At 75.1% G+C, this 26,135-nt stretch carries 19 protein-coding genes, 1 pseudogene and 1 riboswitch; all 20 genes and pseudogenes read right to left on the bottom strand.

The annotated features are described in order from the left end of the window. Nucleotide 1 precedes the first annotated feature (1 nt). On the bottom strand, nt 2-1,051 hold the full coding sequence (locus FF36_RS21345; RefSeq protein WP_044886910.1) for an SseB family protein: 1,050 nt from the start codon (nt 1,049-1,051) through the stop codon (nt 2-4). 121 nt (nt 1,052-1,172) lie between these two features. Then, nucleotides 1,173-4,061: a hypothetical protein gene (locus tag FF36_RS36020; protein WP_063870481.1), complete on the bottom strand. Its 2,889-nt coding sequence runs from the start codon at nt 4,059-4,061 to the stop codon at nt 1,173-1,175. Nucleotides 4,062-4,421: 360 nt separating this feature from the next. Continuing rightward, entirely contained in the window at nt 4,422-4,904 is a 483-nt protein-coding gene (gene ribH / locus FF36_RS21335) for a 6,7-dimethyl-8-ribityllumazine synthase (RefSeq protein WP_044886909.1), read from the bottom strand. After that, complete coding sequence (locus FF36_RS21330; protein WP_044886908.1) at nt 4,901-6,376, bottom strand: bifunctional 3,4-dihydroxy-2-butanone-4-phosphate synthase/GTP cyclohydrolase II; 1,476 nt, start codon at nt 6,374-6,376, stop codon at nt 4,901-4,903. Before FF36_RS21330 ends, ribH begins: the two co-directional genes overlap by 4 nt. Continuing rightward, nucleotides 6,373-7,128 (bottom strand): riboflavin synthase, encoded by a 756-nt coding sequence (locus FF36_RS21325; RefSeq protein ID WP_044886907.1) that lies wholly within the window; start codon nt 7,126-7,128, stop codon nt 6,373-6,375. The genes FF36_RS21330 and FF36_RS21325 overlap by 4 nt, the downstream gene beginning before the upstream one ends. Before the next feature lie 127 nt (nt 7,129-7,255). After that, nucleotides 7,256-7,385, bottom strand: a riboswitch (FMN riboswitch). Between the two features lie 118 nt (nt 7,386-7,503). Further along, complete coding sequence (locus tag FF36_RS21320) at nt 7,504-8,088, bottom strand: cytidine/deoxycytidylate deaminase family protein (RefSeq protein WP_044886906.1); 585 nt, start codon at nt 8,086-8,088, stop codon at nt 7,504-7,506. Continuing rightward, a complete protein-coding gene (gene rpe, locus FF36_RS21315; protein ID WP_044886905.1) occupies nt 8,085-8,795 on the bottom strand; it encodes a ribulose-phosphate 3-epimerase in 711 nt (236 codons plus the stop codon). Before rpe ends, FF36_RS21320 begins: the two co-directional genes overlap by 4 nt. A 179-nt stretch (nt 8,796-8,974) precedes the next feature. Next, nucleotides 8,975-10,507: an RsmB/NOP family class I SAM-dependent RNA methyltransferase gene (locus FF36_RS21310; RefSeq protein ID WP_044886904.1), complete on the bottom strand. Its 1,533-nt coding sequence runs from the start codon at nt 10,505-10,507 to the stop codon at nt 8,975-8,977. After that, on the bottom strand, nt 10,504-11,571 hold the full coding sequence (gene fmt, locus FF36_RS21305) for a methionyl-tRNA formyltransferase (RefSeq protein ID WP_370657119.1): 1,068 nt from the start codon (nt 11,569-11,571) through the stop codon (nt 10,504-10,506). Before fmt ends, FF36_RS21310 begins: the two co-directional genes overlap by 4 nt. Before the next feature lie 240 nt (nt 11,572-11,811). Continuing rightward, nucleotides 11,812-14,370, bottom strand: coding sequence for a primosomal protein N' (locus tag FF36_RS21300; RefSeq protein WP_095212306.1), 2,559 nt, complete (start codon nt 14,368-14,370; stop codon nt 11,812-11,814). Nucleotides 14,371-14,562: 192 nt separating this feature from the next. Continuing rightward, nucleotides 14,563-15,759: a methionine adenosyltransferase gene (gene metK, locus FF36_RS21295; RefSeq protein WP_011606322.1), complete on the bottom strand. Its 1,197-nt coding sequence runs from the start codon at nt 15,757-15,759 to the stop codon at nt 14,563-14,565. 41 nt (nt 15,760-15,800) lie between these two features. Further along, complete coding sequence (gene coaBC / locus FF36_RS21290; RefSeq protein WP_044886903.1) at nt 15,801-17,108, bottom strand: bifunctional phosphopantothenoylcysteine decarboxylase/phosphopantothenate--cysteine ligase CoaBC; 1,308 nt, start codon at nt 17,106-17,108, stop codon at nt 15,801-15,803. 7 nt (nt 17,109-17,115) lie between these two features. Next, the gene (rpoZ, locus tag FF36_RS21285; RefSeq protein ID WP_009742799.1) at nt 17,116-17,400 is read right to left on the bottom strand and encodes a DNA-directed RNA polymerase subunit omega; all 285 of its coding nucleotides are present in this window, start codon (nt 17,398-17,400) and stop codon (nt 17,116-17,118) included. Nucleotides 17,401-17,552: 152 nt separating this feature from the next. Continuing rightward, the gene (gmk, locus tag FF36_RS21280) at nt 17,553-18,098 is read right to left on the bottom strand and encodes a guanylate kinase (RefSeq protein WP_044886902.1); all 546 of its coding nucleotides are present in this window, start codon (nt 18,096-18,098) and stop codon (nt 17,553-17,555) included. Nucleotides 18,099-18,343: 245 nt separating this feature from the next. Beyond that, on the bottom strand, nt 18,344-18,661 hold the full coding sequence (mihF, locus tag FF36_RS21275; RefSeq protein ID WP_009742797.1) for an integration host factor, actinobacterial type: 318 nt from the start codon (nt 18,659-18,661) through the stop codon (nt 18,344-18,346). A gap of 231 nt (nt 18,662-18,892) precedes the next feature. Beyond that, nucleotides 18,893-19,711, bottom strand: a complete 819-nt coding sequence (pyrF, locus tag FF36_RS21270) for an orotidine-5'-phosphate decarboxylase (RefSeq protein ID WP_044886901.1) — start codon at nt 19,709-19,711, stop codon at nt 18,893-18,895. Then, entirely contained in the window at nt 19,708-23,436 is a 3,729-nt protein-coding gene (gene carB, locus FF36_RS21265) for a carbamoyl-phosphate synthase large subunit (protein WP_044886900.1), read from the bottom strand. The genes pyrF and carB overlap by 4 nt, the downstream gene beginning before the upstream one ends. Continuing rightward, complete coding sequence (carA, locus tag FF36_RS21260; RefSeq protein ID WP_044886899.1) at nt 23,436-24,746, bottom strand: glutamine-hydrolyzing carbamoyl-phosphate synthase small subunit; 1,311 nt, start codon at nt 24,744-24,746, stop codon at nt 23,436-23,438. Before carA ends, carB begins: the two co-directional genes overlap by 1 nt. Beyond that, a complete protein-coding gene (locus FF36_RS21255) occupies nt 24,743-25,948 on the bottom strand; it encodes a PH-like domain-containing protein (protein WP_052681271.1) in 1,206 nt (401 codons plus the stop codon). The genes carA and FF36_RS21255 overlap by 4 nt, the downstream gene beginning before the upstream one ends. Continuing rightward, nucleotides 25,945-26,135: pseudogene (locus tag FF36_RS38630) on the bottom strand (dihydroorotase); the annotation flags it as partial. The gene FF36_RS21255 and the pseudogene FF36_RS38630, both read right to left, overlap by 4 nt.

Here is a 26,135-nt window from a genome sequence, read left to right as displayed (position 1 = left end):
CTCAGCGGGGCGGCCGCCACCCCCAGCGCCGCTCGGAGCGCAGGCCACGGCCCAGGAGCCGACGCACCGCCCGAGCCTGTCCCGACCCGACCAGCAGCACCGCCACCGCGCGCGCGGCCGCGGGTTCGGGGGCGCCGAGCTGGCCAGCCCCACCCGCCGGGCTCGTCGAGGCCGTCGAGGCCGTCGGAGCCGTCGAGGCCGAGCCGCTGGTTGCGGAAGCCGTCGCCAGGAGCTGGGACAGTCGACGGGCGATCGACTCCCCCGTCGCGGGCGTGTCCCCCACCGAGCCGTGGACCGCGACGGCGAGCACGGGTCGCGGCGCCGTCGCGCCGGGCTCCACCAGTTCGGCCGGCCAGGCCTCGACCCGTTCCGTGATCGCCCGCAGGGCCACCCGCACTCGGGGACGGGCCAGCGGTCCGTCGGGGGCTGCCGGCCGCCGCAGCGCCGTCAGGGCGATGTCGACGGACGGATCCGTCCGCCCCACGCCCACCGGCGCATCCCCACCACCGGCGACATCCGCACGATCGGCCCCACCCGCACGATCGACCGCACCCGCACGATCGACGGCGACCGCGCGGTCGGCTCGATCGGCATCGGCGGCGGCATCCGGACCGACCGGGATGTCCGCGCCGCCGGGACCGACCTCCAGGCTGGTCGGGTACGGACCGGCGACGTCGATCACCACCGAGTCGAGGCCGAGGCGGACCGCCTCCGCCCAGGCGTCCGGGGCGGCCACCGGCACGGGGCGGGCGGCCCCACGCCAGGCGGCGAGCGTCGCCACGCTCGAGAAGATCGGCAGCGCGGTGGCACCGGACGGGGTGCGCAGAGTGGCCAGCGCCATCTCACTGGTCTTGTCGGCGCCGGTGGTGGCGTCGGCCGAGGTGAGCATGGCCTCGATCGCGACGAAGACCCGGGCGCGGCGCAGGGCGGCGGTCAGGGCGGCAGGATCGACGCGACCGGTCGAGCCGCCGGCGGCGAGCACCCGGACGAGGGCCTCGTCGGCCGCCCCGTCGTCTCCCTGCCCGGCCGGAGTCAGCAGATGGCGTGCCATTCCCCGCAGCCTAAACGCCGCAGCGCCGGGCGGCCCCGCGGCCGCCGGTGCCGGACCGGCCTGCAGCCGCCCCCCATCACCGCCCCGCCGCCGGGACCACCCGGGGCCGGCGGTGGGTGCGTCAGGCCCCCGAGGGCCAGGCAGCGATGCGAGCCTGTGGATCGGCGGCGGCGAGAGCGGGGCGGGCGAGGGCCGCCGCCGGCTGGGAACCGGGCAGCGGGGCGGTGGCGACCGCACCGGCGAGACGCTGGAAGGCGAACCGGGTCCGCCTGCGCAGGCGGAACCAGTTGATCGGCCGGCTGTCGGCCAGCGCCGCGTCGAACGGCACCGGCACCGTCATGTACGCCCGATCCTCGAGATGGTCCAGGCGCATCCGGGCGCCGCGGCTGAGCCGGGACGGGTAGGTCTCCACGATGGCGACGATGACGGTGGCGACGAGGTCACCGCGGCCGGCCGCGGTGAGCGCGGTCAGCGCGTCGTCCGCACCCGCGATCTCCGCCTCCCCGGCGCGGACGGTCAGCACGAGCAGGTCCGCGCGGGCGAGCAGGGTGGCGGGGACCGGCTGGTTCCAGCCCGGCGGCGCGTCCGCGACGACGGCCGGGTACCAGTGGCCGAGCAGGTCCAACGCCCAGGCCAGCTCCTCGGGCAGCAGGCCGGGGCCGGCAAGGTCGCGCATCCCGGCCAGCACCTCCAGCCCCCCCGACCCGTCGGAGGCCAGGAAACGGCGGACGTCCTCGAGGGAGGAGACCGGCGGGCGGGCGCCGGCCAGTTCCCGCAGGCCGACCCCCGGGGGCATGAGGCCGACCCGGTGCGCGAGCAGCCCGCACTGGTCCGGGGAGGCGTCGACGGCGACGACCCGGTGGCCATGGTGCGCAGCCATCGCCAGGCCCAGCCCGGCGGCCACGGTCGTCCGTCCGCCGCCGCCGCCGAACCCGCCGATCAGTACACGCCGGCCCCCGGCCCGCGGACGCTGGTAGACCAGGCCGTCGGCGCCCACCGGCGCCGCGCTCGCCGCCGTGGCGGGCGCGGGCTGCGGGACGGCTCCAGCTGCCCGAGGCGCGATGACCGCACCCGCCGGTCGGACCGGCGCCGCGGGAACCCGCCGGACCGGCATGTTCGGCGGGGGTGGGGGAAGCGCGGGCGCTGTGGAGATCGGCTCCGCCCACGGGCCGGCGGCGGCGGACGCCTCGGCGGCCCGCCAGGAGGCGCCGGCGGCCGGATCGGCCGCGGCGCCGTCACCGAACCCGGCGATGTCATCACTTCGAGTCGCATCGCGAGTCGGGGTGGCACCGCCGGTCGGGGGGAACAGACCGGTCCGGGTCGGGTCCGGGGTGTGGCCCTGGGACGTCTGGCCCTGGGACGTCTGGGCCTGAGGCGGCTGGACCTGAGGCGGCTGGACCTGAGGCGGCTGGGCTGGCATGAGGGCCGCGCCCGGGCGGGTGACGTCGAAACGGCTCATCTCGCCCCGGTGCAGGGGCGCGGACTCCGCGGTCGCGGTCGCGGGCGGGGGCGGGTCGGGCACGCCCGGCGCCGATGGGCTTTCCTCCGGCACCTGCCAGGGCGCGGCGGGGTTGGTGGACGAGGGCAGCGGCGGAAGCTCCGGCCCGACGGGGGCCGCAGCCGGGTAGAGGGGGGCCGCAGGGGGGACGGCGGCCGGGCCGTACTCGGCTCCGGAGGGGCCGAACAGCGGGTCGGCCGGCCGATACAAATAGGCAGGGGCCGGCAGGTCGGCCGGCGATGCCGGTGTGACGTCCGGATACGGCAGGGGCAGCGCGGCCCGGGACGGCTCGATGGGCACGGGCCCGGCCGAGGCCGGGTCGATCTGCGTGGGGCGGGGCGCTCCCGCCCACGGATGACCGGGTTGTTCGGCGGCGGAGCCGCCGTCGGCATCTTCGGGGCGATCCGGTCTTGAGGCGGCGGGTGCGGCACCCGGCGGGAGGAGCGAGCCCGCCGCGGGCACGAGAACCGTCATGCTGCCCCAGCTCTCACCGGGCGGCGGAACCGCGGGAGGCGGCGGAATCGTGAGAGACGGGGGAACCGTGGGAGGCGGCGGAGCTGTGGGAGGCGGCGGGGAGACGTTCGGCGGCAGCACCGTGGCACTGGGCGGCGGAGGTACCGGAAGGAACGGGACGACCCCGCCAGCAGCGCCGACGGGCGGCGCAGCGTCCGTCCCCGGCGGGAGGACCAGGCCACCGGGGGCCGGCGCGGCGGCGGGGCGGCCGGTGGCCCCGGCCGGTGTCGCGGCCTCGCCGGACGGCGACGGGTGGGCCGGGACGGCGAGGTCGGGCGTCCACCCGGACGGGCCTGGGGCCGGCGCGCCGAGACCCCAGCCCGGCCGGTCCGGGGACGTCGCCGGGGGTCCGTCGGTCGCGGTCGGCCAGCCGCCGCCGATCGTGGGTGCCCAGCCACCGGCCGGCGGGATCGGATCGCCGGTGCCGGTGCCGGTGCCGGTGCCGGTGGCCGGAAGCGGCGGAAGCGGCGGAAGCGGCGGACCATCCGTGGTGGACGCGGCCGCCTCCCCGCCGTCGGACGGCGCAGGGTATGGCGACCACGGGGGCAGCGGAGGCGGTGAGGTCCGATCCGCGAAGGGGCGGACCTCCGGCGAACGGGCGGGCGGGGAGGTCCGATCGACGGGCGGCCGGGTCTGCGGGGGCCGGGTCTGCCCGAGTCGGGCGGCCGTCGAGGCGGGAGGGGACGGCAGGGGACCAGGCGCGCGATCTCCGGGCAGCCCCCCGGGCGTCCCACCGGGAAGCCCACTGCCGGGCTCGCCCCGCGGCACGCCGGGACGCGTCCGGGTGGGGCGCCGGGTGACCAGGGCGTTGCGCGGCGACTGCGGCTCGGTCAGGCGCAGGCCGAGCAGGGAGATCGGGCGGGCATCCCCGCCGCCCGCGCCGGGGGCCTCCTGATCGGCGGACCGGGCCGAGACGTCGAGGCCGTCCCGGTCGGCCCCGGACGGATCGACCGGCGCCGCGGTGTCGTCATCGTCCCGGCTCCCACCATGACCCGCCATCCGTGCCACCCCGCCCCCATCTCCGGACCGACTCCGCTGGACGACACCGGAGCGCGAGGCAACCGCTACGGCGTGGCATCACGGTCTCGCGTCACCCACTGCCCCGACAAGAGCTCCGAGATGATCCAGATAGCCGGAAACAGACCCACGAGCAGCGAACACACCACCGGCACACTCGATCCACTCCGAATCGCCATGCGATGGCAACACCATACCGAGGCCATGTCACCGGGACGGATCGGGCTCGTACCGTCCGTGCGACATGAGGATGCGGACGGCCACCGCCCCCAGCGGGGACGGTGGCCGGATGGCACTCGGCGACGCCGGCGGGAGGTCAGCCGGCGGGGTCAGCCGCTGCGGTCAGCTCGCAAGGGCCAGCTCGCGCAGCACCGCTGCGGTGTCGAGGGCGGCCAGCGTCGCCTCCCGACCCTTGTCCTCGCTGGAGTCGGGCAGCCCGGCCCGGTCACGGGCCTGCTCGACCGTGTCGCAGGTGAGCACGCCGAAGCCGACGGGGACCCGGGCGTCAAGGGTGACCCGGGCCAGCCCCGCGGTGACGAACTGGCAGACGTAGTCGAAGTGCGGCGTGCCGCCGCGGATGACCACGCCGAGGGCGACGACCGCGTCGTGCCGCTGGGCCAGCGCCGCGGCGACGACGGGCAGCTCGACCGCACCGGAGACCCGCACGACGGTCGGCGCCGTCGCGAGCCCGGTGTCCTTGGCCGCGTGCAGCGCCCCGGCCAGCAGCGCATCGGTGATCTCGGCATGCCAGCGGGTGGCGACGATCGCCAGCCGCAGCCCGGCCACCGGCGGGAGCACCTCCTGCGGCGCGCCGAAGCCGCTCACAGACCCTCTCCGTCGGTGAGATCCACGCCGGCCGAAGAGCTGCCGCCGCCACCCGGGACGGCGGCGCAACCGGAGGTCGCGGGTACCCGCGCGGGGCTCGACGCCCAACGGCCACCGGCCGGCTCGTCCTCTCCGACGGCGCGGGGCAGCCCGGGCAGGACGTGGCCCATCCGGTCCCGCTTGGTCGTCAGGTAACGCAGGTTCTCCGGGGTCTGGGTGACCGGCATGCCGAGGAGCTCGACGATGCGCAGCCCGTAGCCCTCCAGGCCGGCCCGCTTCGTCGGGTTGTTCGACAGCAGCCGCAGGCCACGCACCCCGAGGTCGACGAGGATCTGCGCGCCGGTGCCGTAGTCGCGGGCGTCGGCGGGCAGGCCGAGCGCGAGGTTGGCGTCCACGGTGTCGTGACCGGCGTCCTGGAGCTGGTAGGCCCGCAGCTTGTGCATCAGGCCGATGCCGCGGCCCTCGTGGCCCCGCACGTAGAGGACCACCCCGCGACCCTCGGCCGCGATCATCCGCAGGGCGGCGTCGAGCTGGGTGCCGCAGTCGCAGCGCCGCGAGCCGAACACGTCGCCGGTGAGGCATTCGCTGTGCACCCGGACGAGGACGTCCTCGCCGTCGCCCAGCTCGCCGCGGATCAACGCGATGTGCTCCACCCCGTCGAGGGTGTTGCGGAAGCCGACGGCGCGGAAGGTGCCGTAACTGGTCGGGATCGTCGCCTCGGCGACCCGCACCACCTGCTTCTCCGTCCGCCGGCGGTAGGCGATGAGGTCGGCGATGGAGATCAGCAGCAGGCCGTGTTCGCGGGCGAACGCGGCGAGTTCGGGAAGGCGCGCCATCGTCCCGTCGTCGTTGACGATCTCGCAGATGGTGCCGGCCGGGCGCAGTCCGGCGAGCCGGGCCAGGTCGACGGCCGCTTCGGTGTGGCCCGGCCGCCGCAGCACGCCGCCGTCCTTGGCCCGCAGCGGGAAGATGTGCCCCGGCCGGCTCAGGTCGCCCGGAACCGTGTCGGGGTCGGCGAGCAGCCGGATCGTGCGGGCCCGGTCGGCGGCGGAGATGCCGGTGGAGACGCCCTCGCGGGCGTCGACGGTGATGGTGAACGCCGTGCCCATCCGCTCGGTGTTGTGCGGGACCATCTGGTCGAGCTCGAGCCGGTCGGTGTCGACGGCGTCCATCGGCACGCAGATCACCCCGGAGGTGTAGCGCGTCATGAACGCGACGAGCTCGGGGGTGGCCGCCTCGGCGGCGAAGATCAGATCGCCCTCGTTCTCCCGGTCGGCGTCGTCGACGACGACGAGCGGCCGGCCGGCGGCGATCTCTGCGATGGCGTCCTCGATGGAGGCGAACGTCACGTCAACGTCGCCGTCGCCGGTCGCCGGGCCGGCGTCGGACGTCCCGGTGACGGCCGTGGGCAGGACGGGGACGGGCGGGGCGGGGATGGCCGTCGAGGGGGCGCCGGCCGCGGATGTGGTCATCGGGACAGTCCGTTCGGGTCGATGGTGCCGGCATGCAGCTTCTCGACGTACTTGGCCAGCACGTCGACCTCGATGTTGACCCGGGCACCCGGTGCGCGGCGGCCGAGCGTGGTCAGGTCGAGGGTGGTGGGGATCAGGCTGACCGTGAACGTCGCCGGGGAGTCACCCCCGGCCGGGGTGACCTCGACGACGGTCAGGCTGACGCCGTCGACCGTCACCGAGCCCTTCTCCACGAGATAGCGGTCGAGGCCGGCGGGAAGGGCGATGCGGACGACCTCCCAGTGCTCGTCGGCCTGCCGGTCGACGACGACGCCGACGCCGTCGACGTGCCCCTGGACCAGATGGCCGCCGAGGCGGTCGGCCAGCCGGACGGGCCGTTCGAGGTTCACCGGATCACCGACGGCGAGCTCGCCGAGGGAGGACCGCACGAGGGTTTCGCGCATCACGTCAGCCGTAAACGTCGCGGACGCCGCGATTGTGCCGGCAGGCCCCGCACGACCGGCGCCCCCGGCCGGCACGCCGCCGCCCGGATCGGCGGTAGCCAGATCAGCGGTAGCCAGATCAGTGCCAGCCGGATCGGAGCCGGCCCGCTGGAAGGAGGTCACCGTGAGACACACGCCGTTGACGGCGATGGAAGCGCCGTGGGTCGCGTCCGCCAATACGGTCTGACAGGCAATGGTGAGCGCCGCCGACTCCGGCCGCGCATCCACCGCAGCCACCACGCCGAGCTCTTCAACGATGCCGGTGAACATCCGACTCGCGCCCTTCGGTCCCGGGCACCGCTCCCCGGTTTCGGGGAGTTGCCACGCGGGACCTGTCGGCATGCGCACGCCGACGCGCGCCCGCGGACGGCGACGGCCACCCACGGACACTGGGCCCGCGCGCGTCCTCCCATCCGGACTTTGACCGTCGGTCCCGGAATTCCACCGGATCAGCCGTCCCAGTACCTGCGGACGGGTCGCGGACTATCACCGCCGGCTCGGAGTTTCACCGACCCCGGAGCGCGCGTGCTGCTGGTTGTACTGCCCCCAAGTCTGACATACGAAGCGGCCACACGCCGCACCCGGCGATGTGACCGAGGTCATGCCTGCCGGTCAAACACCAGGTCGGATGCGCCCCCGCGGCCCTCAGCCGAGCGGGAGGTGGCTGTTGACCGCGCGGACGTCCGCGGCGAGCGCCGGGATCTCGACCACCTCGACGCCGGCCGCGGCCAGCCGTTCGGCGCCGTCGCAGTCGACGAACAGCGACGGCTCGCGCCAGGCGAACACCACCCGGCCGATGCCGGCGGCGAGGATGAGCTCCGTGCAGGTCCGCGGCCGCGACGCCCGGGCGCTGCACGGCTCCAACGAGCTGTACACCGTCGCCCCCGCCGGATCGACGCCGGCACCGGCGTCGGCACCGGCGGCACCGGGGTCGGCACCGGCGGCCCGACCGGCACCGGCGGCCCGACCGCTGCGGGCGGCCGGCGAGTCGGTGCGCGCGGCGAGGCGGCGCAGCGCGACCTCCTCGGCGTGGTCGTGCGGTTCCTCCGCCCGGGAGTAGCCGTCGGCCAGCAGGGTTCCGTCGGCCGCCACGATCAGCGCGCCGACCGAGAACGCCGTGGACGACGGCGGGCAGCGACGCCCGAGCTCGACCGCGCGGGCCAGCCAGTACCGGTCCCCGACGTGCCCTGGGGGCGGACCACCGGGAGGCGGCGAGCCGGGCGTCGTCACGCCGGGTCGCCGACCGATCGGGAGGCCGGCGGGGTCAGCCGGGGGGCGACCCGCAGTGCCTGGGCGCGCAGCTTCTCGACGGCCTCGCCGGGATCGTCGGCGCCGAAGACCGCCGTGCCGGCGACGAAGACGTCGACCCCGGCGGCCGCGGCCTGCTCGACGGTGTCCTCGTTGACCCCGCCGTCGATCTGCAGCCACAGGTCCAGGCCGCGGTCGTCGATCAGGCGGCGAGCCGCCTCGATCTTCGGCAGCACCTCGGTCATGAACTTCTGACCCCCGAAACCGGGCTCGATCGTCATCAGCAGCAGCAGGTCGAAGCGGTGCAGGTCGTCGAGGTAGCGCTCAACCGGGGTGTTCGGCTTCACGGCGAGGCCGGTGCGGGCGCCGGCGGCCCGGATCGCCGCGGTCGTCCGCGGCAGGTCGGACACGGCCTCGGCGTGAATGGTCACGTTCGCCGCGCCGCGCTCGGCGTAGTCGGCGGCCCAGCGGTCCGGGTTGTCGATCATGAGATGGCAGTCGAGCGGAGTCTGCGTCGTCGACCGCAACGCCGTCACCACGTCCGGGGAGAACGCCAGGTTCGGGACGAAGTGGTAGTCCATGACGTCGACGTGCAGCCAGTCGGCTCGACCCTCGACCGCGAGGGCGGCGTCGGCCAGTCGGCCGAAGTCCGCGGCGAGCAGGCTGGGATAGATCTGTGCGGTTGCCACCCCGCGAGACTATCGACCGAACGACCCACGCCCCGACCCGTTTCGACACCTTCGCGGTCGACACCTCCTCCGCTGGGAGCCTTCCCGCTCGGGACCGCCGCGCCCGGTACCTCCGCCGCGCGCCGGCCCCCGGGCAGGCGGCCGGCGGTCGCGGGGCCGGCGCCTGCCCCCGCCCGGGCTCAGTCCGGGTTGCGGCGCAGCAGCGCCACGAACATCGCGTCCGTGCCGTGCCGGTGCGGCCAGAGCTGGACGAACGGACCGGATCCGAGTCCGTCGACCTCCGGCAGGCCGAGCCGCGCGTCGAGCACGGAGACATCGACCCGCTGGCCGCTCACCTGGCGAACCACCTCGACGGTCTCCGCCGGATGCGGGGAGCAGGTCGCGTAGGCAACCACCCCGCCGGGTCGGACCAGGTCCAGCGCGGCGACGAGCAGGGCGCTCTGCAACGGCACGAGAGCGGCCAGATCGCCAGGGATACGCCGCCAGCGGGCCTCCGGGCGGCGCCGCAGCGCCCCGAGCCCGGTGCAGGGGACGTCGACGAGCACCCGGTCGACGCTGCCCGCCGGCAGCGGAGCCGCCCGCCCGTCCGCGCGCACCACCCAGGCCCGCGGCTCTCCCGCCAGCGACCGGGCCACCAGCCCGGCTCGGGTCGCCCGCGGTTCCAGCGCGAGCAGGCTCGCGCCGGAACCCGACGCCGCCTCGAGACCCGACGCCGCCTCGAGACCCGATGCCGCCTCGAGACCCGATGCCGCCTCGAGACCCGACGAGAACCCGGGCCCGCCGCCCGAGCGATCGGTGAGCAGGCCGGCGAGCAGCGCCGCCTTGCCGCCGGGGCCCGCGCACAGGTCGACGGTCAGCCCACGGTCCCGGCCGACCGTAGCCGTCCGGGCCAGCGCGAGCGCGACGAGCTGACTGCCCTCGTCCTGCACTGCCGCGGCCCCGGACGCCACCGCCGGCAGCCGCGCGGGATCGCCGCCGTCGAGGCGCACCGCATACGGCGAGTAGGGGCCGGGTGCCGCCACGAGCCCCTCCCCGGCGGCCTCGGCGAGCAGGCGGTCCCGATCGGTGCGGCCCGGACGGGCGACCAGGTGCACCGCGGGCCGGGCGTCGTCGGCGACGAGCGCGGCGCGGGTCTCGTCGAGGTCGTCCCCGAGCGCCTCCGCCACCACCTCGACGATCCAGCGCGGATGGGTCGTCACCACCGCGAGGTGGCCGATCGGGTCCGTCTCGAAGCGGGGAGCGCCGAGCAGGGCGGCGAGATCCCCGCCCGTCTCCGCGATCCGGGCGGCCACCCGACGCAGCACCGCGTTCGCGAACCGGACCGGACGCTCGCCGCTGGTCGCCCGGACGAGATCCACGGTGCTGGCCACCGCGGCGCGGGCGGGCACCCGGGTGCGCAGCAGTTGGTAGGCGCCGAGCCGTAGCGCGTCGCGCAGCGGCGGGTCGATGTCGTGCACGGGTCGGCTCGTGGCCGTATCGAGCAGCCCGTCGAGGGTGCCCTGGGCGCGCAGCGCACCGTAGGCGAGCTCGGTGACGAAGCCGCGATCGCGGGCCGGCAGCCCGCTGCCGGCGAGCAGCGAGGGCAGGAGCAGGTTGGCGTACGAACCACGCTCGTCGACCGCGCGCAGCACCTCCCAGGCCAGCAGTCGGGGCCGGTCGACGGCGGCGGGCGGGCGGGCGCCGCGGGTGCCCGGTGATCCGGCCGGGCTCATGCGGCTCCCCCGCCGCCGGACAGCCTCCCCGCCGACGACACCTGCTCCGCCGGCGACACCTGCTCTGCCGACGACGCCTGCTCTGCCGGCGACACCTGCTCTGCCGGCGACACCTGCTCTGCCGGCGCACGCAGGACGTCCTCGGCGGTCAGCCGCGCCCCTCGGGCCCAGTCGGCGGCCTCCATCGGCCCGCGGCCCTCGGGCCGCACCTCGCCGAGCAGCACCGGCGCCGTCCCGGTGCCCACGGCGACGGCGCCGTCGGCGAGCGCCGCCAGCCGGCCCGGCGCCAGCTCGGCCGGCACGTTCTGCGCCCCGACACGCACCGGACCGATCTTGATCCGTCGGTCCCGGAACACCGTCCAGGCTCCGGGCGCGGGTGCCGCCGCCCGGGTCAGCCGGTCCACCGCGACCGCCGGCAGGGTCCAGTCGATCAACGCGTCCTGGGCGGTCAGCTTCGGTGCGAACGACACCCCCTCGGCGGGCTGGGGCACTGCCTGCAGGGTCCCGTCGTGGATGCCGTCCATGACCGCGGCGAGCAGGTGCGCCCCGGACTCCGCGAGCCGGTCGAGCAGGTCACCGGAGGTGTCGGTGGGGCGGACCCGCTCGGTGACGACGCCGAACACCGGGCCGGAGTCCATCGCCGGTTCGATCTGGAACACGCTGGCGCCGGTGAGGTCGTCGCCGGCGAGCACCGTGCGCTGCACCGGCGCCGCGCCGCGGTAGGCCGGTAGCAGCGAGAAGTGCAGGTTCACCCAGCCGTGGCGGGGGATCGCCAACGCCTCCCGGGGCAGCAGGGCGCCGTAGGCGACGACCGGGCAGCAGTCCGGCGCCAGTCCGGCGAGCGCCGCGAGAAAATCCGGGTCGCGCGGCCGCTCCGGGCTGAGCACCGGGATGCCGGCCTCATCGGCAAGCAGGTGCACGGGAGGTGGTTTGATCTTCCGGCCTCGGCCGGCGGGCCGGTCGGGGCGAGTGACGACCGCGACCACGTCGTGGCGCGGGCTGTCGATCAACGCCCGCAGGCTGGGCAGGGCGACCGCCGGTGTGCCGGCGAAAACAAGACGCATACGCGAGCACCGATCCGCCGCGACGCCATGCGGACGCCGCGGCCGTCTACGGGGGCAAGATCCGAGCTGTCTGGCCAGGCCGGGGACCGTCCGCCAGCACCCGGAACGGGGACACGGGCGGCGTCCTCGAGCCTGCCGCTGCCCGACCGTACCGCGGGCGGGCACCGCTGTGGCGGACGGCCGGCCCCGGCGACAGACGCCGGCCCCGGCGGGGGCCGGCCGCCGGCGGTGGGCGCGCGGTCAGCCGATGACGAGCGGGTCGAGTTGGACGCGCAGGCCGGCGGTGCTCCGGCGGGCGCCGAGGACGCCGCGAGCCTCGTGCAGGGCGGCGGCGAGGGCCGCGCCGCGCTCGCGGGGCACCCGGATGAGCAACCGTTCGATCTCGCCCCCCTCGCCAGCGCCCGGGCCGCCGACCGACGCCGGCCCGCCGCCCGGGGTCGCTGCCGCCCGTGCGCGGGGTGCGGGTGGCAGCGGCACGGGGCCCAGCAGGTCGGCCCCCTCGGGTAGGCGGGTCACCGCGAGCAGCTCGGCGACAGCCGCGGCGCTGCCCTCCACGGTGGCCATCCGGGTCGCCGGCGGGAAACCGAGTTCGGCGCGCTCGTCGGCCTCTCGGGCGGCGAAGGTCGCGGGATCCCAGCGGACCAGGGCCTGCACGACCGGGAGCCCGGCGTCGGCGGACACGATGACCCGCCCGCCGCGTGGCGCCGGGCGGGCCAGCGCCGCCGCCGCCGCCCAGCGCCGCAGGGTCGTCTCGGCGGCCCGCAGGTCGGGGCGGCCGAGCAGGGCCCAGCCGTCGAGCAGGAGCACGGCGCCGTACCCACCGACCGCGACCGGCTCGGCGCCAGGGGTGGAGATGACGAGCGCCGGCTCGGCGGGAACGGCGGCGAGCACGCCGTCGCGCCCCGAGGTCCGCACCGGGACGTCGGGGAAGGCCCGGCCCAGCTCCTCGGCGGTGCGCCGGTCCCCCGTCACCGAGGCCCGCAGCCGCGGGCTCGAACACGACGGGCATCGCCAGACCGCCACGCCGGCCGCGCCACCCGCGGCGGCAACGGCCCGGGGCTCGGGGGCTCGGGGCTCGGGCGCGGGGGCGGCTCCCAGCGCGCCCGGGGCGGCGGGCACCGGGCGACCGCACCACTGGCAGGACAGCACGCCGGCGCCGGAGGAGCGGCCCAGCGGACCCTGGCAGTGCCGGCAGCGGGCGGGACGCCGGCAGTCCGCGCACGCCAGCGAGGGTTGGTAGCCGCGCCGGGGCACCTGGACCAGCACCGGGGCACCGGCGGCCAGGGCCTGGCGGGCCGTGCGGACCGCGAGCGACGGCAGCCGAGCGGCGCGGGCGGCCGGATCTCGGGCGTACTCGTGGTCCGAGCCGGTCGCCTCGACCCGGGGGGCGAGCGCCCGGACCTCGGGCAGGGGCAGCACCAGCGGATGGGCCCAGCCGCTGCGGACGAGCGCCTCGGCCTCCGTCGTTGGGCAGAAACCGCCGATCAGCAGGGCGCAGCCGTCCTGGCGCGCGCGCAGCATGGCGACGTCTCGGGTGTGCGGGTAGGGAGCCAGCGGCTCGGCGTGCAGCTCGTCCCCGTCGTCCCACACGACCAGCAGGCCGAGGTCGGCGACGGGGGCGAAGACCGCGGAACGGGTGCCCACGACGACCCGCGCCTGCCCGCGGCTGGCCGCGAGGAAGGCGCGGTACCGGCGCGACGGGCCGAGGTCGGCCCGCAGGGCGACGGTGGTCTCGCGTCCGATGACCTCGACCAGCGCGGCCTCGACCCGGTCGACGTCGCGATGGTCGGGAACGACGACGACCGCGCCACGGCCCGACCGCACCGTGGCGCCGACCGCGGTGGCGATCATCGCCGGCCACGCGGGGCCGGGCGGCGCCCACCACACCGCGCGCGGCGATCGGCCCGCGGCCAGCGCCGCGAGCATCGACGGCCCGGCGGGATAGCGCGCCCACTCCGCCGGCCGCCCGTCGTGGGCAGCACCATCCGCCGGCGCCGACGGCGCAGCCCCGGGGGTCATCCGAACCGGGGTCGGGACCGACGGCTGGGTGCTCTCCGGCGCAGCGGCGACCTCTGGCCGGGGGGCGACGGGTTCGGAGGTCGTGGCAGCGGCCTCGGGCGGAGGGGAGGCCTCCTCGGAGACACCGGCGGCGGTCGCCGGTCGGGAGGGACTTTCCTCCGGCGGGGAAGGGGCGCTCTCGGTACGGCCGTGGCGTGGTGGCACGGCGAGGCGAAGAACGTCGGCCAGCGTGCCGGCGTAGCGGTCCGCCACGGCGCGGGCGAGCCGGGCGATCGAATCGGACAGCACGGGCTCCGGCGAGACCGACCGCTCCAGCGGGGCCAGTCGGCCCGGGTGCTCCGAGACGGCCCGCCGTTCCAGGACGAAACCGTCCACCTGCCGGCCGGCGAAGCGGACCCGGACCCGGGAGCCGGGCACGGCCGCCGCGGCGAGATCGGCCGGGACGAGGTAGTCGAAGGGACGGTCGAGGTGGGTCAGCGGGGTGTCGACCGCGACCCTGGCCACGGGCAGCTCCGCGGCCAGCGGGGACGGCGCGCCGGGACCGCGGGCCCGCCCCGAGCCCCCGCGCGTACCCGAACCTGCGCGCGCCGCCGAACCCCGACCCGGCCGCGGCGCCGACGCGGCGGATTCGCCCGGCGGGGAGGCCGGTCTCGGACCGCCCGCCGCCGCGGGCCGATCCGCGCCCTCCCCGCTCGCGGGCGTGGCGCGGCCGCGAGCCTCGCCCGGCCGCCCGGCCGGCCCCGGGCCGACACCGGCGATCGTGGCGGGCTGTTCGGTCATGAGGGCATTAGTACCAGGCACCTCCGACAGGACCGGCCGGCCGCGGTCAGCCCGGGTCAGCCCCCCGCAGCGATCAACCCACCGCGATCGGCCCACGGCCACGGCGAACGGCAGGACGGCGGGGAAAGGCGAAGCCGGGTCGGTTCGGCGATGCGGACCGACCCGGCTTCCCAGGAGCGTGCGGTCGGGGCGTCAGCCCTTGACGGCGCGCTGGAGCGCCTCGGCGCGCGAGGTGGACTCCCAGGTGAAGTCGAGCTCGGGGCGGCCGAAGTGCCCGTAGGCGGCGGTCTGGGCGTAGACCGGGCGCAGCAGGTCCAGGTCGCGGATGATCGCGGCCGGGCGCAGATCGAAGACCTGGGTCACGGCGTCCTGGATCTGCTCCTCGGGGACCGTGCCGGTGCCGAAGGTCTCGACGAACAGGCCGACCGGGTGCGCCTTGCCGATGGCGTAGGCGACCTGCACCTCGCAGGCGCTGGCGAGGCCGGCGGCGACGACGTTCTTGGCGACCCAGCGCATGGCGTAGGCGGCCGAGCGGTCGACCTTGGACGGGTCCTTGCCGGAGAAGGCGCCGCCACCGTGACGGGCGTAGCCGCCGTAGGTGTCGACGATGATCTTGCGACCGGTCAGGCCGGCGTCGCCCATCGGGCCGCCGATCTCGAAGCGGCCGGTCGGGTTGACCAGCAGGCGGCGGCCCTCGGTGGAGATCTCGAGCAGCGCCAGCTCCGGCTCGACGACGTACTCGGCGATGTCGGGTGCGAGCAGCGTGTCGAGGTCGATGTCGGCGGCGTGCTGGGTGGACACGACGACCGTGTCGAGGCGGACGGGCTTGCCGTCGGCGTACTCGATGGTGACCTGGGTCTTGCCGTCCGGGCGCAGGTAGCCGACCTGGCCGTCCTTGCGGACCGCGGACAGCCGCCGGGCGAGGCGGTGCGCCAGTGCGATCGGCAGCGGCATGAGCTCGGGGGTCTGGTCGCAGGCGAACCCGAACATCAGACCCTGGTCGCCGGCGCCCTGACGGTCGAGCTCGTCCTCGCTGGAACCCTCGACGCGGGTCTCGTGAGCGGTGTCGACGCCCTGGGCGATGTCCGCGGACTGCGCGCCGATGGAAACGCTGACCCCGCAGGAGGCGCCGTCGAATCCCTTCTTGGACGAGTCGTAGCCGATCTCCAGGATGCGCTCCCGGACGACCGCGGCGATGTCGACGTAGGTCTTGGTGGTGACCTCACCCGCGACGTGGACCTGGCCCGTCGTGATGAGCGTCTCCACCGCGACCCGGCTCTTCGGGTCGTCCTTGATCATGGCATCGAGGATCGAGTCGCTGATCTGGTCAGCGATCTTGTCCGGATGTCCCTCGGTGACGGACTCGGACGTGAACAGGCGCGTCGCCACTGGTCTAACCCCCTGGGAGATCCGGTTGATTCCGACGAAGCTTACCGAGGCGTCCGCACGGGTACCCGCACTGCCTCGCTGGACGTTCCGTCCCCGTGACCGATCGGGAACTCCACCACGAGATCGAGGATCCGGTGCGCGACCAGATCCTTGCTTGCGCGTTCGATGGTCGTCTCGCGGCCGTCGGCGGCCAGGACCACGGCGGCGTTGTCCGCCACCTCGAACCCGAGCCCGGCGCCGACCTGGTTGACGACGAGGAGGTCGACGGGCTTGCGGGCGAGTTTCGCCCGGGCGTGGTCGAGAACTCCCCCGTCGGGACCGCCCGTCTCGGCGGCGAAACCGACCAGGACCTGCCCGGGGCGGCGGTTCGCCACCAACTCGGACAACACGTCAGGGTTTCGCACCAGGGCAATGGAGTCGGGCGCCGCGGATTCTTTCTTAATCTTGTACGCCTGTGTCGCCTGTGGCCGGAAATCGGCGACCGCGGCCGCCATCACGACGACATCCACGGACGGCGCCACCTCGTGCACCCGCTCCCGCAACTCGGCCGCGGAGGTGACCGCGATCGTGCGCGCCCCGGCCACCGCGGGCAGGGCGACGTTGGCCGCGACCACCGTCACCGCGGCCCCGCGGGCGAGTGCCGCCCGCGCCACCGCGTAGCCCTGGCGCCCGCTGGAGGCGTTGCCGAGGAAGCGGACCGGATCGAGGTACTCCCGGGTACCTCCGGCGGTGACCAGCACGTGCCGGCCGGCGAGGTCCGGACGGACGCCGTCGGCCCCGCGGGCGAGCACCGCCATGCCGAGCGCGGCGATCTCCGCCGGCTCCGGTAGCCGGCCCGGCCCCGAATCCGCCCCGGTCAGCCGGCCGACGGCCGGATCCAGCACCACCGCGCCCCGGGCCCGCAGAGTGGCCACGTTCGCCCGGGTGGCCGGATGCTGCCACATCTCGGTGTGCATCGCCGGCGCGAAGACCACGGGGCAGGTGGCCGTGAGCAGGGTGCCGGTGAGCAGGTCGTCCGCCCGCCCGGCGGCCGCGCGGGCCATCAGGTCCGCGGTCGCGGGGACGACGAGGACGAGGTCGGCCTCCCGCCCGATGCGGACATGGGCGACCTCGTCGGCGTCGCTCCAGACATCGGTCGTGACCGGGTTGCCGGACAGCGCCGCCCAGGTCGTCTCCCCGACGAACCGCAGCGCGGACGGCGTGGGCACGACCCGCACCTCGTGCCCGGACTCGGTGAACCGGCGCAGCACCTCGACCGCCTTGTAGGCGGCGATGCCCCCGGCCACGCCGAGCACGACCCGGGGCCGCCGGGCCGAGGCGCCCGCGGCGCCGATGGGCTCGTCGGTCACGGCCGGGTCAGGCGACCGGCGGGAGGCTGTCGGAGACGGTCTCGTGGGTGAGCAGGCCGGCGTTGATCTCGCGCAGCGCGATCGACAGCGGCTTCTCCTGGGCGTTGGTCGTCTCGACCAGCGGCCCGACGTACTCCAGCAGGCCCTCGCCGAGCTGCGAGTAGTAGGCGTTGATCTGGCGAGCCCGCTTGGCCGCGTAGATGACCAGGCTGTACTTCGAGTCGGTGGCCTCGAGCAGCTCGTCGATCGGCGGGTTGGTGATGCCTTCGGGGTGGGCTACGGTTCCGGCCACGATGTCCTTCCGGGGTGAACGTCCGGGGCGGCGGCCGCCGTCCGGACCGTGCTCCCGCGCACAGGGCCGCGTGCACAGGCCGCCAAGCCGCCTGCGCCCGGACTCAGGCGCGTGAAGTGCGGCTTCGCGGCGCGGTACGAGCGGACCCGCACCTAGGAGCCGATCATCAATGCTACCAATCGGGCGGCCGCAGCCCGCACATCGTCGTTGACGACCACGTGGTCGAACTCCGTCTCGGCCGCGAGCTCGATGCGAGCCCGGTCCAACCGGCGGGCGATGACCTCGGGTGACTCGGTCCCCCGGCCGGTCAGCCGCCGGACCAGCTCCTCGAACGTGGGTGGCGCGAGGAAGACGAACCGGGCGTCGGGCATCGCCGAACGCACCTGGCGGGCCCCGAGCAGTTCGATCTCCAACAGGCACGGGACGCCGGCGGCGAGCCGTTCCTGCAGGGGACCCCGCGGAGTGCCGTAGGCGTGCCCGGCGAACATCGCATGCTCGACGAACTCGCCGGCCTTGACCATCTGGGCGAACTCCTCGGCGTCGACGAAGTGGTACTCGACACCGTCGGTCTCCCCGGGCCGGGGAGCCCGGGTGGTGGCACTGACCGAGACCCAGACCTCGGGATGACGCTCGCGGACGGCCGCAACGACCGTTCCCTTCCCGACGCCGGACGGCCCGGACAGCACTGTGAGACCCACGGCCCCAACCCTAGGGCCTCCGGGACGGCTGCCGCACAGCGGTCATCCGGCCGTGGATGCCCAGGATGGGACTTGTTTCCCATGGACTTTCGGATCGAGGGCCGGTAAAGAATTCCGACCCCCGATCCGCTCGGAAGGTACCGCGGCTTCGCCGGAAGAACGTGAGTGAGACCACTCACCCGGCGACGCCGCGTCCCGCCAAGGCCCTACTCCGGTTGCCGGAGTGGATTTCCCACTCCGCCGGATCAGGCCGTTCCGAACTCCTCGAGGAGCGCGGCGCGCTGCTTCGCGCCGAGCCCTCTCAGCCGGCGGGTCGGACTGATCCCGAGCCGTTCTCGGATCTTCTGGGCGCGCACGCGCCCAACTCCGGGAAGCGACTCCAGAACAGCCGAAACCTTCATCTTGCCGACGACCTCATCGGCCTCGGCCTGTTCCAAGACGGCGGCCAGAGTGGTCTCCGCCTTCTTCAACCGCTCCTTGAGTTCCGCGCGCTGCTTACGAGCCAGCGCGGCTTTCTCGAGGGCGGCGGCCCTCTGCTCGGGCGTTAGGGGCGGCAGGGGCACGGGTACGCCTCCTCAATTCGGTGATCGCGCCGCGCAAACTAGCGAGGAAGTGGCTCCTCGGTCCAGCCTTGGCCACAACACTCTGATGCGGACATATTGTCCGCACAAGAGAAGGCTTTGACGGGACGAAAGGGGTGGCCCGCTCGTGCCGCACCCTTTCGGTCTACGACGGCCCCACCGTACCGCTTCGTACCGCACCAGGACGAACACACCCCGCCCTGACCACGGCCGTCAGCGAGACGCAGGCGTCTGACCTGCGAAAATACTATCTGCGACCACCTTCGCCGCTATGCCCAGATCGGTGGCTCGGGTGATGGGACGGCCCACTACGACCAGGTCCGCACCCGCCTCCAGTGCCTCCCGCGGAGTCGCGATTCGCGCCTGGTCGGCCACCTCGGACCCCTCCGGACGCACGCCGGGCGTGATGAGAGTCACGTTGTCACCGAGCTCCGAACGGACCATTCGGACCTCCCGTGGGCTGCACACAAGGGTGCGCGCCCCCGCCTCGACGGCGAGCACGGCGAGGCGGCGGACGGCATCATCCGGCGGTCCGGCGAGCCCGACGGAGGTCAGCGCGGCCGCATCGAGCGAGGTGAGGACGGTCACAACGGCCACCTCGACCGTGGGGGCCGCGGCGATGGCCGCACGTATCATCGCCGCTCCCCCGGCCGCATGCACGGTGACGAATCGAGGCTGCAACGTGGCGACCGACCGCATTCCACCGGCGACCGTTGCCGGAATATCGTGCAGCTTGAGATCAAGGAACAGCTCGGGCGGACCACCGGTCGCCCTTTCGGGCGCCGTGCCGGCCTCAACGAGCCCAGCGGGCTCGGCTCCCCCAGCGGGCTCGGCGAGCAGGCCGGCCGTGCGCAGGGCCGTCACGATCGCCGGCCCCTCCCGGTAGAACAGCTCCATCCCGATCTTGAGCACGGCGGCGTGCGGCGCGACCGCCGCGGCCCACCGCAGCGCGGTCGCGCCGTCCGGGGCGTCGAGCGCGACGGCCAGCGGCGCCCGACCGGAGCGCGGGGTGAAGCGGGACACGGCACTCACCGACCGGTCCGTGCGGGGTCGAGGCCGGCGTCGGCGTCGGACACCGCGCCCGGCCCGGCCGAGGTGTCCGGTCCGGGGTCGCCCGTCACCGGCCCGGTCGCACCGTTCTGCTCGGCGTCGCCCGCCGCGAAACCGGTCACACCGTTGCGCACGTCGCCGCCGGTGACCGGGTCTGTGGCCGTGGCCGCGTCGCCGGGCGACTGCCAGTCGACGCGCTGGGTCGGTTGCTCCTCGAAGCGCTCGCCCGGCGGGCTGTCGATGCGCTCGGTCGGTTGCTCCTCGAAGGCTTCGATCGGCTGCTCGTCGAACGGCACGCCCGGATCTGCGGCGCCCCTGGACTCCGTGGACGCGGCGACCACAGACACGGCGCCCGTAGGCGCAGAGGCTGTGGGGGCAGAGGCTGTGGGGGCAGAGGCTGTGGACGCGGCGGGACCGGCGGCCGGGCCGTCCGCGCCGCCCCACGCCTCGCGCAGGGCGGCGTGGTACTCCTGCAACGGCCGGACGCCCAGCTCCCCGCGGACCAGGGCCTCGACGCCCTGCACGCAGGCGGCGGCGCCCTGGATGGTGGTGATGCAGGGAACCCCGGCGCTGACGCAGGCGGTGCGGATCTCGTAGCCGTCGAGCCGCGGGCCGACCCCCCACGGGGTGTTGATGACCAGATCGATCTGACCCGAGGTGATCATCTCGACGCAGTCGAGCAGGCCCTCGGTCGGCGCCCGGTGCTTGCCGAGCACGACCGCCTTGACCCCGTTGCGCCGCAGTACCTGGGCGGTCCCCTCGGTGGCGTAGACGACGAAGCCGAGGTCCGCGAGCCGCTTGATCGGGAAGATCATCGCCCGCTTGTCCCGGTTGGCGACCGAGACGAACACCCGCCCGTAGGTGGGCAGCCCGTTGTAGGCGGCGGCCTGCGACTTGGCGTACGCGGTGCCGAAGCCGTCGTCGATGCCCATCACCTCGCCGGTGGACTTCATCTCCGGGCCGAGGATGGTGTCGACGCCGCGGCCGACGGCGTCGCGGAAGCGGCCGAAGGGCAGCACCGCCTCCTTGACCGCGATGTGCGAGTCCAGCGGCAGGGTGGCGCCGTCGCCGGTGCGCGGCAGCAGGCCCTCGGTGCGCAGCTCGCCGATGGAGGCGCCGAGCATCACCCGGGCGGCCGCCTTGGCCAGCGGCACCGCCGTCGCCTTGGAGACGAACGGAACGGTGCGCGAGGCCCGCGGGTTGGCCTCCAGCACGTAGAGGACGTCGGACTGCAGGGCGTACTGGACGTTGAGCAGCCCTCGCACGCCGACGCCGCGGGCGATCGCCTCGGTGGAGGTGCGGATGCGCTCCAGGTCGGCGCGGCCGAGCGTGATCGGCGGCAGGGCGCAGGCCGAGTCGCCGGAGTGCACGCCGGCCTCCTCGATGTGCTCCATCACGCCGGCGAGGTAGAGCGTCTCGCCGTCGAACAGGGCGTCGACGTCGATCTCGACGGCGTCGTCGAGGAACCGGTCGACGAGCACGGGGTGCTCGGGGGAGATCGCCGTGGCCCGCTCGATGTAGTCGCGCAGCATGGAGTCGTCGTAGACGATCTCCATCCCGCGGCCGCCGAGCACGTAGGAGGGACGGACGAGCACCGGGTAGCCGATCCGCTCGGCGACGGTGCGGGCCTCGGCGAACGAGGTCGCCACGCCGTGCGGCGGCGAGGGCAGGGCGGCGGCGGCCAGCACCCGGCCGAACAGGCCGCGGTCCTCGGCCAGGTGGATCGCCTCCGGCGGGGTCCCGACGATCGGCACGCCCGCCTCCGCCAGCGCCGCGGCGATGCCCAGCGGGGTCTGGCCGCCGAGCTGCACGATCACCCCGGCCAGCGGGCCGGCCTGCTGCTCGGCGTGGACGACCTCGAGGACGTCCTCGACCGTCAGCGGTTCGACGTAGAGCCGGTCGGCGGTGTCGTAGTCGGTCGACACCGTCTCCGGATTGCAGTTGACCATGACGGTCTCGAACCCGGCGTCGGACAGCGCCATCACGGCGTGACAACAGGCGTAGTCGAACTCGATTCCCTGGCCGATGCGGTTCGGCCCGCTGCCGAGCACGATCACCCGCGGCCGGCCGCTCGGCGCCACCTCGGTCTCGCTGTCGTAGGCCGAGTAGTGGTACGGGGTCTCGGAGGCGAACTCGGCCGCGCAGGTGTCCACGGTCTTGAACACCGGCCGGATGCCGGACCGGTGCCGGAACGCCCGGACCACGTCCTCGGACGTGCCGAGCAGCTCGGCGAGCTGGGCGTCGGCGAAGCCGGCCCGCTTGGCCCGGCGGATGCCCGCCGGCGTGCGGGTGACGGCGGCGGCGATCTCGTTCAGGAAGACGATCTGGTCGACGAACCAGGGGTCGATGCCGGTCACCCGGGTGACGTCCGCCGGGTCGGCGCCGGCGAGCAGCGCCTGCTGGACGGCCCGCAGGCGCCCGTCGTGCGGCACCCGGGTCGATTCCAGCAGGCTGGCCGCGTCGCCGGTCGGCGGGACGAAGGAGAACATCGAGCCCGCCGACTCCATCGACCGCAGCGCCTTCTGCAGCGCCTCGGCGAAGCTGCGGCCCACGCCCATCGCCTCGCCGACCGACTTCATCGTCGTCGTCAGCGTCGGATCGGCGCCGGGGAACTTCTCGAACGCGAACCGCGGCACCTTCACCACGACGTAGTCCAGCGTCGGCTCGAACGCGGCCGGCGTGGTGCGGGTGATGTCGTTGGGGATCTCGTCGAGGGTGTAGCCGAGGGCGAGCTTCGCCGAGATCTTGGCGATCGGGAAGCCGGTGGCCTTGGAGGCCAGCGCCGACGAGCGCGACACCCGCGGGTTCATCTCGATGACGACCTGCCGGCCCGTCGCCGGGTCGACGGCGAACTGGATGTTGCACCCGCCGGCGTCGACCCCGACGGCGCGCATGACCGCGATCGACATGTCGCGCATCGTCTGGTACTCGCGGTCGGTCAGGGTCATCGCCGGGGCGACGGTGATCGAATCGCCGGTGTGCACGCCCATCGGGTCGACGTTCTCGATGGAGCAGACGACGACCACGTTGTCGGCGCGGTCGCGCATGAGCTCCAGCTCGAACTCCTTCCAGCCGAGGATCGACTCCTCGACCAGGACCTCCGTCGACGGGCTCGCCGCGAGGCCGTCGGCGGCCATCCGGGCGAGCTCGCCCGCGTCGTGGGCGAAGCCGCTGCCGGCGCCGCCGAGGGTGAAGCTCGGCCGGACGACCACGGGGTAGGCGAACTCCTCGCCCGCGGCCAGGCACTCCTCGACGGTGTGGCAGATGGCGCTGCGCGCCGTCTCGCCGCCGACGGTGGCGACGATGTCCTTGAACGCCTGCCGGTCCTCGCCGGCGCGGATCGCGTCGATGTTCGCGCCGATCAGCTGGACGCCGAAGCGGTCCAGGACGCCTGCGTCGTGCAGGGCGACGGCGGTGTTCAGTGCCGTCTGGCCGCCCATGGTCGCGAGGACGGCGTCGGGCCGCTCCCGTTCGATGATCTTGGTGACGATGTCCGGGGTGATCGGCTCCACGTAGGTCGCATCGGCGATCTCCGGGTCTGTCATGATCGTTGCCGGGTTGCTGTTGACCAGGATGACCCGCAGGCCCTCCGCCCGCAACACCCGGCACGCCTGGGTGCCGGAGTAGTCGAACTCGCAGGCCTGGCCGATGACGATCGGCCCGGAGCCGATCACCAGGACGCTGCTGAGATCCTCGCGCCGGGGCATCAGGACTCCCCTCCGGCGACCGCGGCGCGGGCCTGGCGGGCGGCGGCCATCAGGTCGCGGAACCGCTCGAACAGGTTGGCCGCGTCATGGGGTCCCGGCGCGGCCTCCGGATGGAACTGCACGCTGAAGGCCGGCACGTCCAGGCACTCCAATCCCTCGACGACCTCATCGTTGAGGCCGATGTGGCTGGCCACGACCCGCCCGAACGGCGTGTCCGTCACGCCGGTCAGCGGGGCACGAACGGCGAAGCCGTGGTTCTGGCTGGTGACCGCGATGCGGCCGGTGGCCACGTCGCCGACGGGCTGGTTCACCCCGCGGTGGCCGTAGGTCAGCTTGTACGTCTCGAAGCCCAGGGCGCGGGCGAGCAACTGGTGGCCGAAGCAGATCCCGAACACCGGCACGTCGGCGCGCAGCACGGTGCGCAGGGCCTCGACGGCGTAGTCGGCGGTCGCCGGGTCGCCGGGGCCGTTGGACAGGAACACCCCGTCGGGTTCGAGGGCGAGCAGTTCCTCGCCGGTGGTCCGGGCGGGCAGCACGTGCACCTCGCACCCCAGCGCCGCCATGGCGGCGGGGGTGGCCCGCTTGATGCCGAGGTCCAACGCGGCGACCTTGAACTGCGCCGTGCCGCTCGCGGCCGGGACCACGTAGGGCTCGGGGGTGGAGACGACCGGGGCCAGATCGGCGCCGACCATCTCCGGCGAGCTGCGGACCCGGTCGAGCAGCGCGGCCAGCGCGGCGCTCTGCCCGCCCTCGTCGACGCCGGCGGCCGAGTCGCCGGCGGCCGGGTCATTGACGGCCGAGTCATCGGCGAGCGTGCTGCTGATCGCGCAGCGCATCGCCCCGCGTTCGCGCAGGTGACGGGTCAGCGCACGGGTGTCGATGCCGCTGATGCCGACGACCCCGGCGGCGGCCAGCTCGTCGTCGAGGCTGCCGCGCGACCGCCAGCTCGACGGGCGCCGCGCCGGATCGCGCACGACGAAGCCGGCGACCTGGATGCGGTCGGACTCGTAGTCGGCGTCGTTGACGCCGGTGTTGCCGATGTGCGGCGCCGTCATGATGACGATCTGGCCGTGGAACGACGGGTCGCTCAGCGTCTCCTGGTATCCGGTCATCCCGGTGCAGAACACCGCCTCGCCGAAGGTCTCGCCGATCGCGCCGTATGCCTCGCCGACGAAGCTGCGCCCGTCCTCCAGCATCAGCACGGCGCGGGTCGGGTTCGCCCGGTCGGCCGGCCGGTTCGCCGGCGCCGCCGCGGGGGCCGCGAGCTGGTCGCCGGCCGCGGAGCCGGGGGTCGTGGTGAGGGTGCTCACCGATCCTCCTTCAGCCTGCGCACCTCACCCAGTGGTGAGGTCAACGGGTCGACCGGTGACCGGCCGGGGTCGGACTGCTCGGGGCGGCCCCGGTCGCCGTAGCGCGGGTCCGCCGGGTGGGGGTCAGAAGGGCGAGGGTCGGGCTGGCGGGAGGCTGGCCAGCCGGGGTCTGGGTGGCGGGCCTCCGGGTGGCGGGCGTCGGCGGGACCGGGCGCCCGGCGCGGGTCACCGCGGCCGGGATCGGCCGGGCGTGGCCCGCCGCGGCGGGGATCCGGCTGGTCGGCGTCCTGGTAGCGGGGGTCAGGGTGGCGAGGGTCAGAATGGCGAGGGTCCCGGCGCCGCTGCGGGTAGTCGGACCGGTCGGCGGCGCCCGGCCGCTCCCCGCGGGCCGCACCGCGCTCGCCGCGGCGCAGCCGCGGACCGGTGCGGATCGCCGGCATCTCCTCGGTGGGCTGGCCCGAGCCCGGCCGGGGCGGCGGGCCGCCCGGTCCCGGTCCCGGGGCCGCGGCCCGCGGGCGCAACCGGGGTCGCATCCGCGGCACGGCATGCGGCGAGGTGACGTCACCGGAGGCCAGGTGGGCCGGCGGTGGGCCGATGAGGTCGTGCACGGCGCGGACCACCTTGGGCTGGCGCGCCCGGTCCTCCCCGCGGAAGCCGGTCTCCAGCTCGTGCCCGCCGTACGACCAGGCGATCACGATCAGGCGTCCCGGCGCGGAGACCTTGCCGGCGTGGGCCCGCTCCAGCCGGGCGCCGCGCACGGCGTCCCGGGGGATCCAGAACGCGTCGCTGCCGCGGTCCACCCGCACGCCGGTCTCATAGACGCTGACGTACCCGCCGGTGCGCCCGCCCAGGCCGTGCGCGGCGATCCGCTCCAGCCAGTGGCCGGCGTCGACGGTGCCGAGGTACATCCCGCGCAGCGGGGCGGCAAAGACCGTGCCGGGCTCGGCCGGCGGGTCGGGCAGCTCGGGCAGGTCCTCCTCCTGCTGGTCGGCCTTGGTGCGCCAGGCCCGCAGCATCGCCCCCACCACCGCGACGAACAGCAGCAGCAGGCCCACCACGAGCAGCAGGTGCAGGCCCAGGCGGTCCGGTCCCCGGCCGGCGGCGAGGACCACCGGTCCGGTGGCGGAGGAGGAGTCGGCGAACGGCGAGGCGGCGAACGGCGAGGCGGCGAACGGCGAGGCGGCTGCCAGCGAGACAGTCATACGACCTTCCCGTCGAGCACGGTGGGTCGGCCTCGCAGGAACGTGGCGCGGATCGCTCCCGGCAGAGACCGCCCCGCATAGGGGGTGTTGCGGCTGCGGCTGGCGAGCGTGTCCGCCTCGACGACCCGCCACGGTGACGGGTCGAGCAGCGTCACGGTCGCGGGCGCACCCACCGCTATGGAACTCC

The sequence above is a fragment of the Frankia torreyi genome (assembly GCF_000948395.1).
In the GTDB taxonomy this organism is placed as follows: domain Bacteria; phylum Actinomycetota; class Actinomycetes; order Frankiales; family Frankiaceae; genus Frankia; species Frankia torreyi.
This window is presented reverse-complemented; position numbering and strand designations above follow the sequence as displayed.

Coding starts and splice junctions, on each gene's coding strand:
- FF36_RS21345 (WP_044886910.1), bottom strand. CDS start 1,051: ATGGCACGCCATCTGCTGACTCCGGCCGGGCAGGGAGACGACGGGGCG.
- FF36_RS36020 (WP_063870481.1), bottom strand. CDS start 4,061: ATGGCGGGTCATGGTGGGAGCCGGGACGATGACGACACCGCGGCGCCG.
- FF36_RS21330 (WP_044886908.1), bottom strand. CDS start 6,376: ATGACCACATCCGCGGCCGGCGCCCCCTCGACGGCCATCCCCGCCCCG.
- FF36_RS21325 (WP_044886907.1), bottom strand. CDS start 7,128: ATGTTCACCGGCATCGTTGAAGAGCTCGGCGTGGTGGCTGCGGTGGAT.
- FF36_RS21310 (WP_044886904.1), bottom strand. CDS start 10,507: ATGAGCCCGGCCGGATCACCGGGCACCCGCGGCGCCCGCCCGCCCGCC.
- fmt (WP_370657119.1), bottom strand. CDS start 11,571: ATGCGTCTTGTTTTCGCCGGCACACCGGCGGTCGCCCTGCCCAGCCTG.
- FF36_RS21300 (WP_095212306.1), bottom strand. CDS start 14,370: ATGACCGAACAGCCCGCCACGATCGCCGGTGTCGGCCCGGGGCCGGCC.
- carB (WP_044886900.1), bottom strand. CDS start 23,436: ATGCCCCGGCGCGAGGATCTCAGCAGCGTCCTGGTGATCGGCTCCGGG.
- FF36_RS21255 (WP_052681271.1), bottom strand. CDS start 25,948: ATGACTGTCTCGCTGGCAGCCGCCTCGCCGTTCGCCGCCTCGCCGTTC.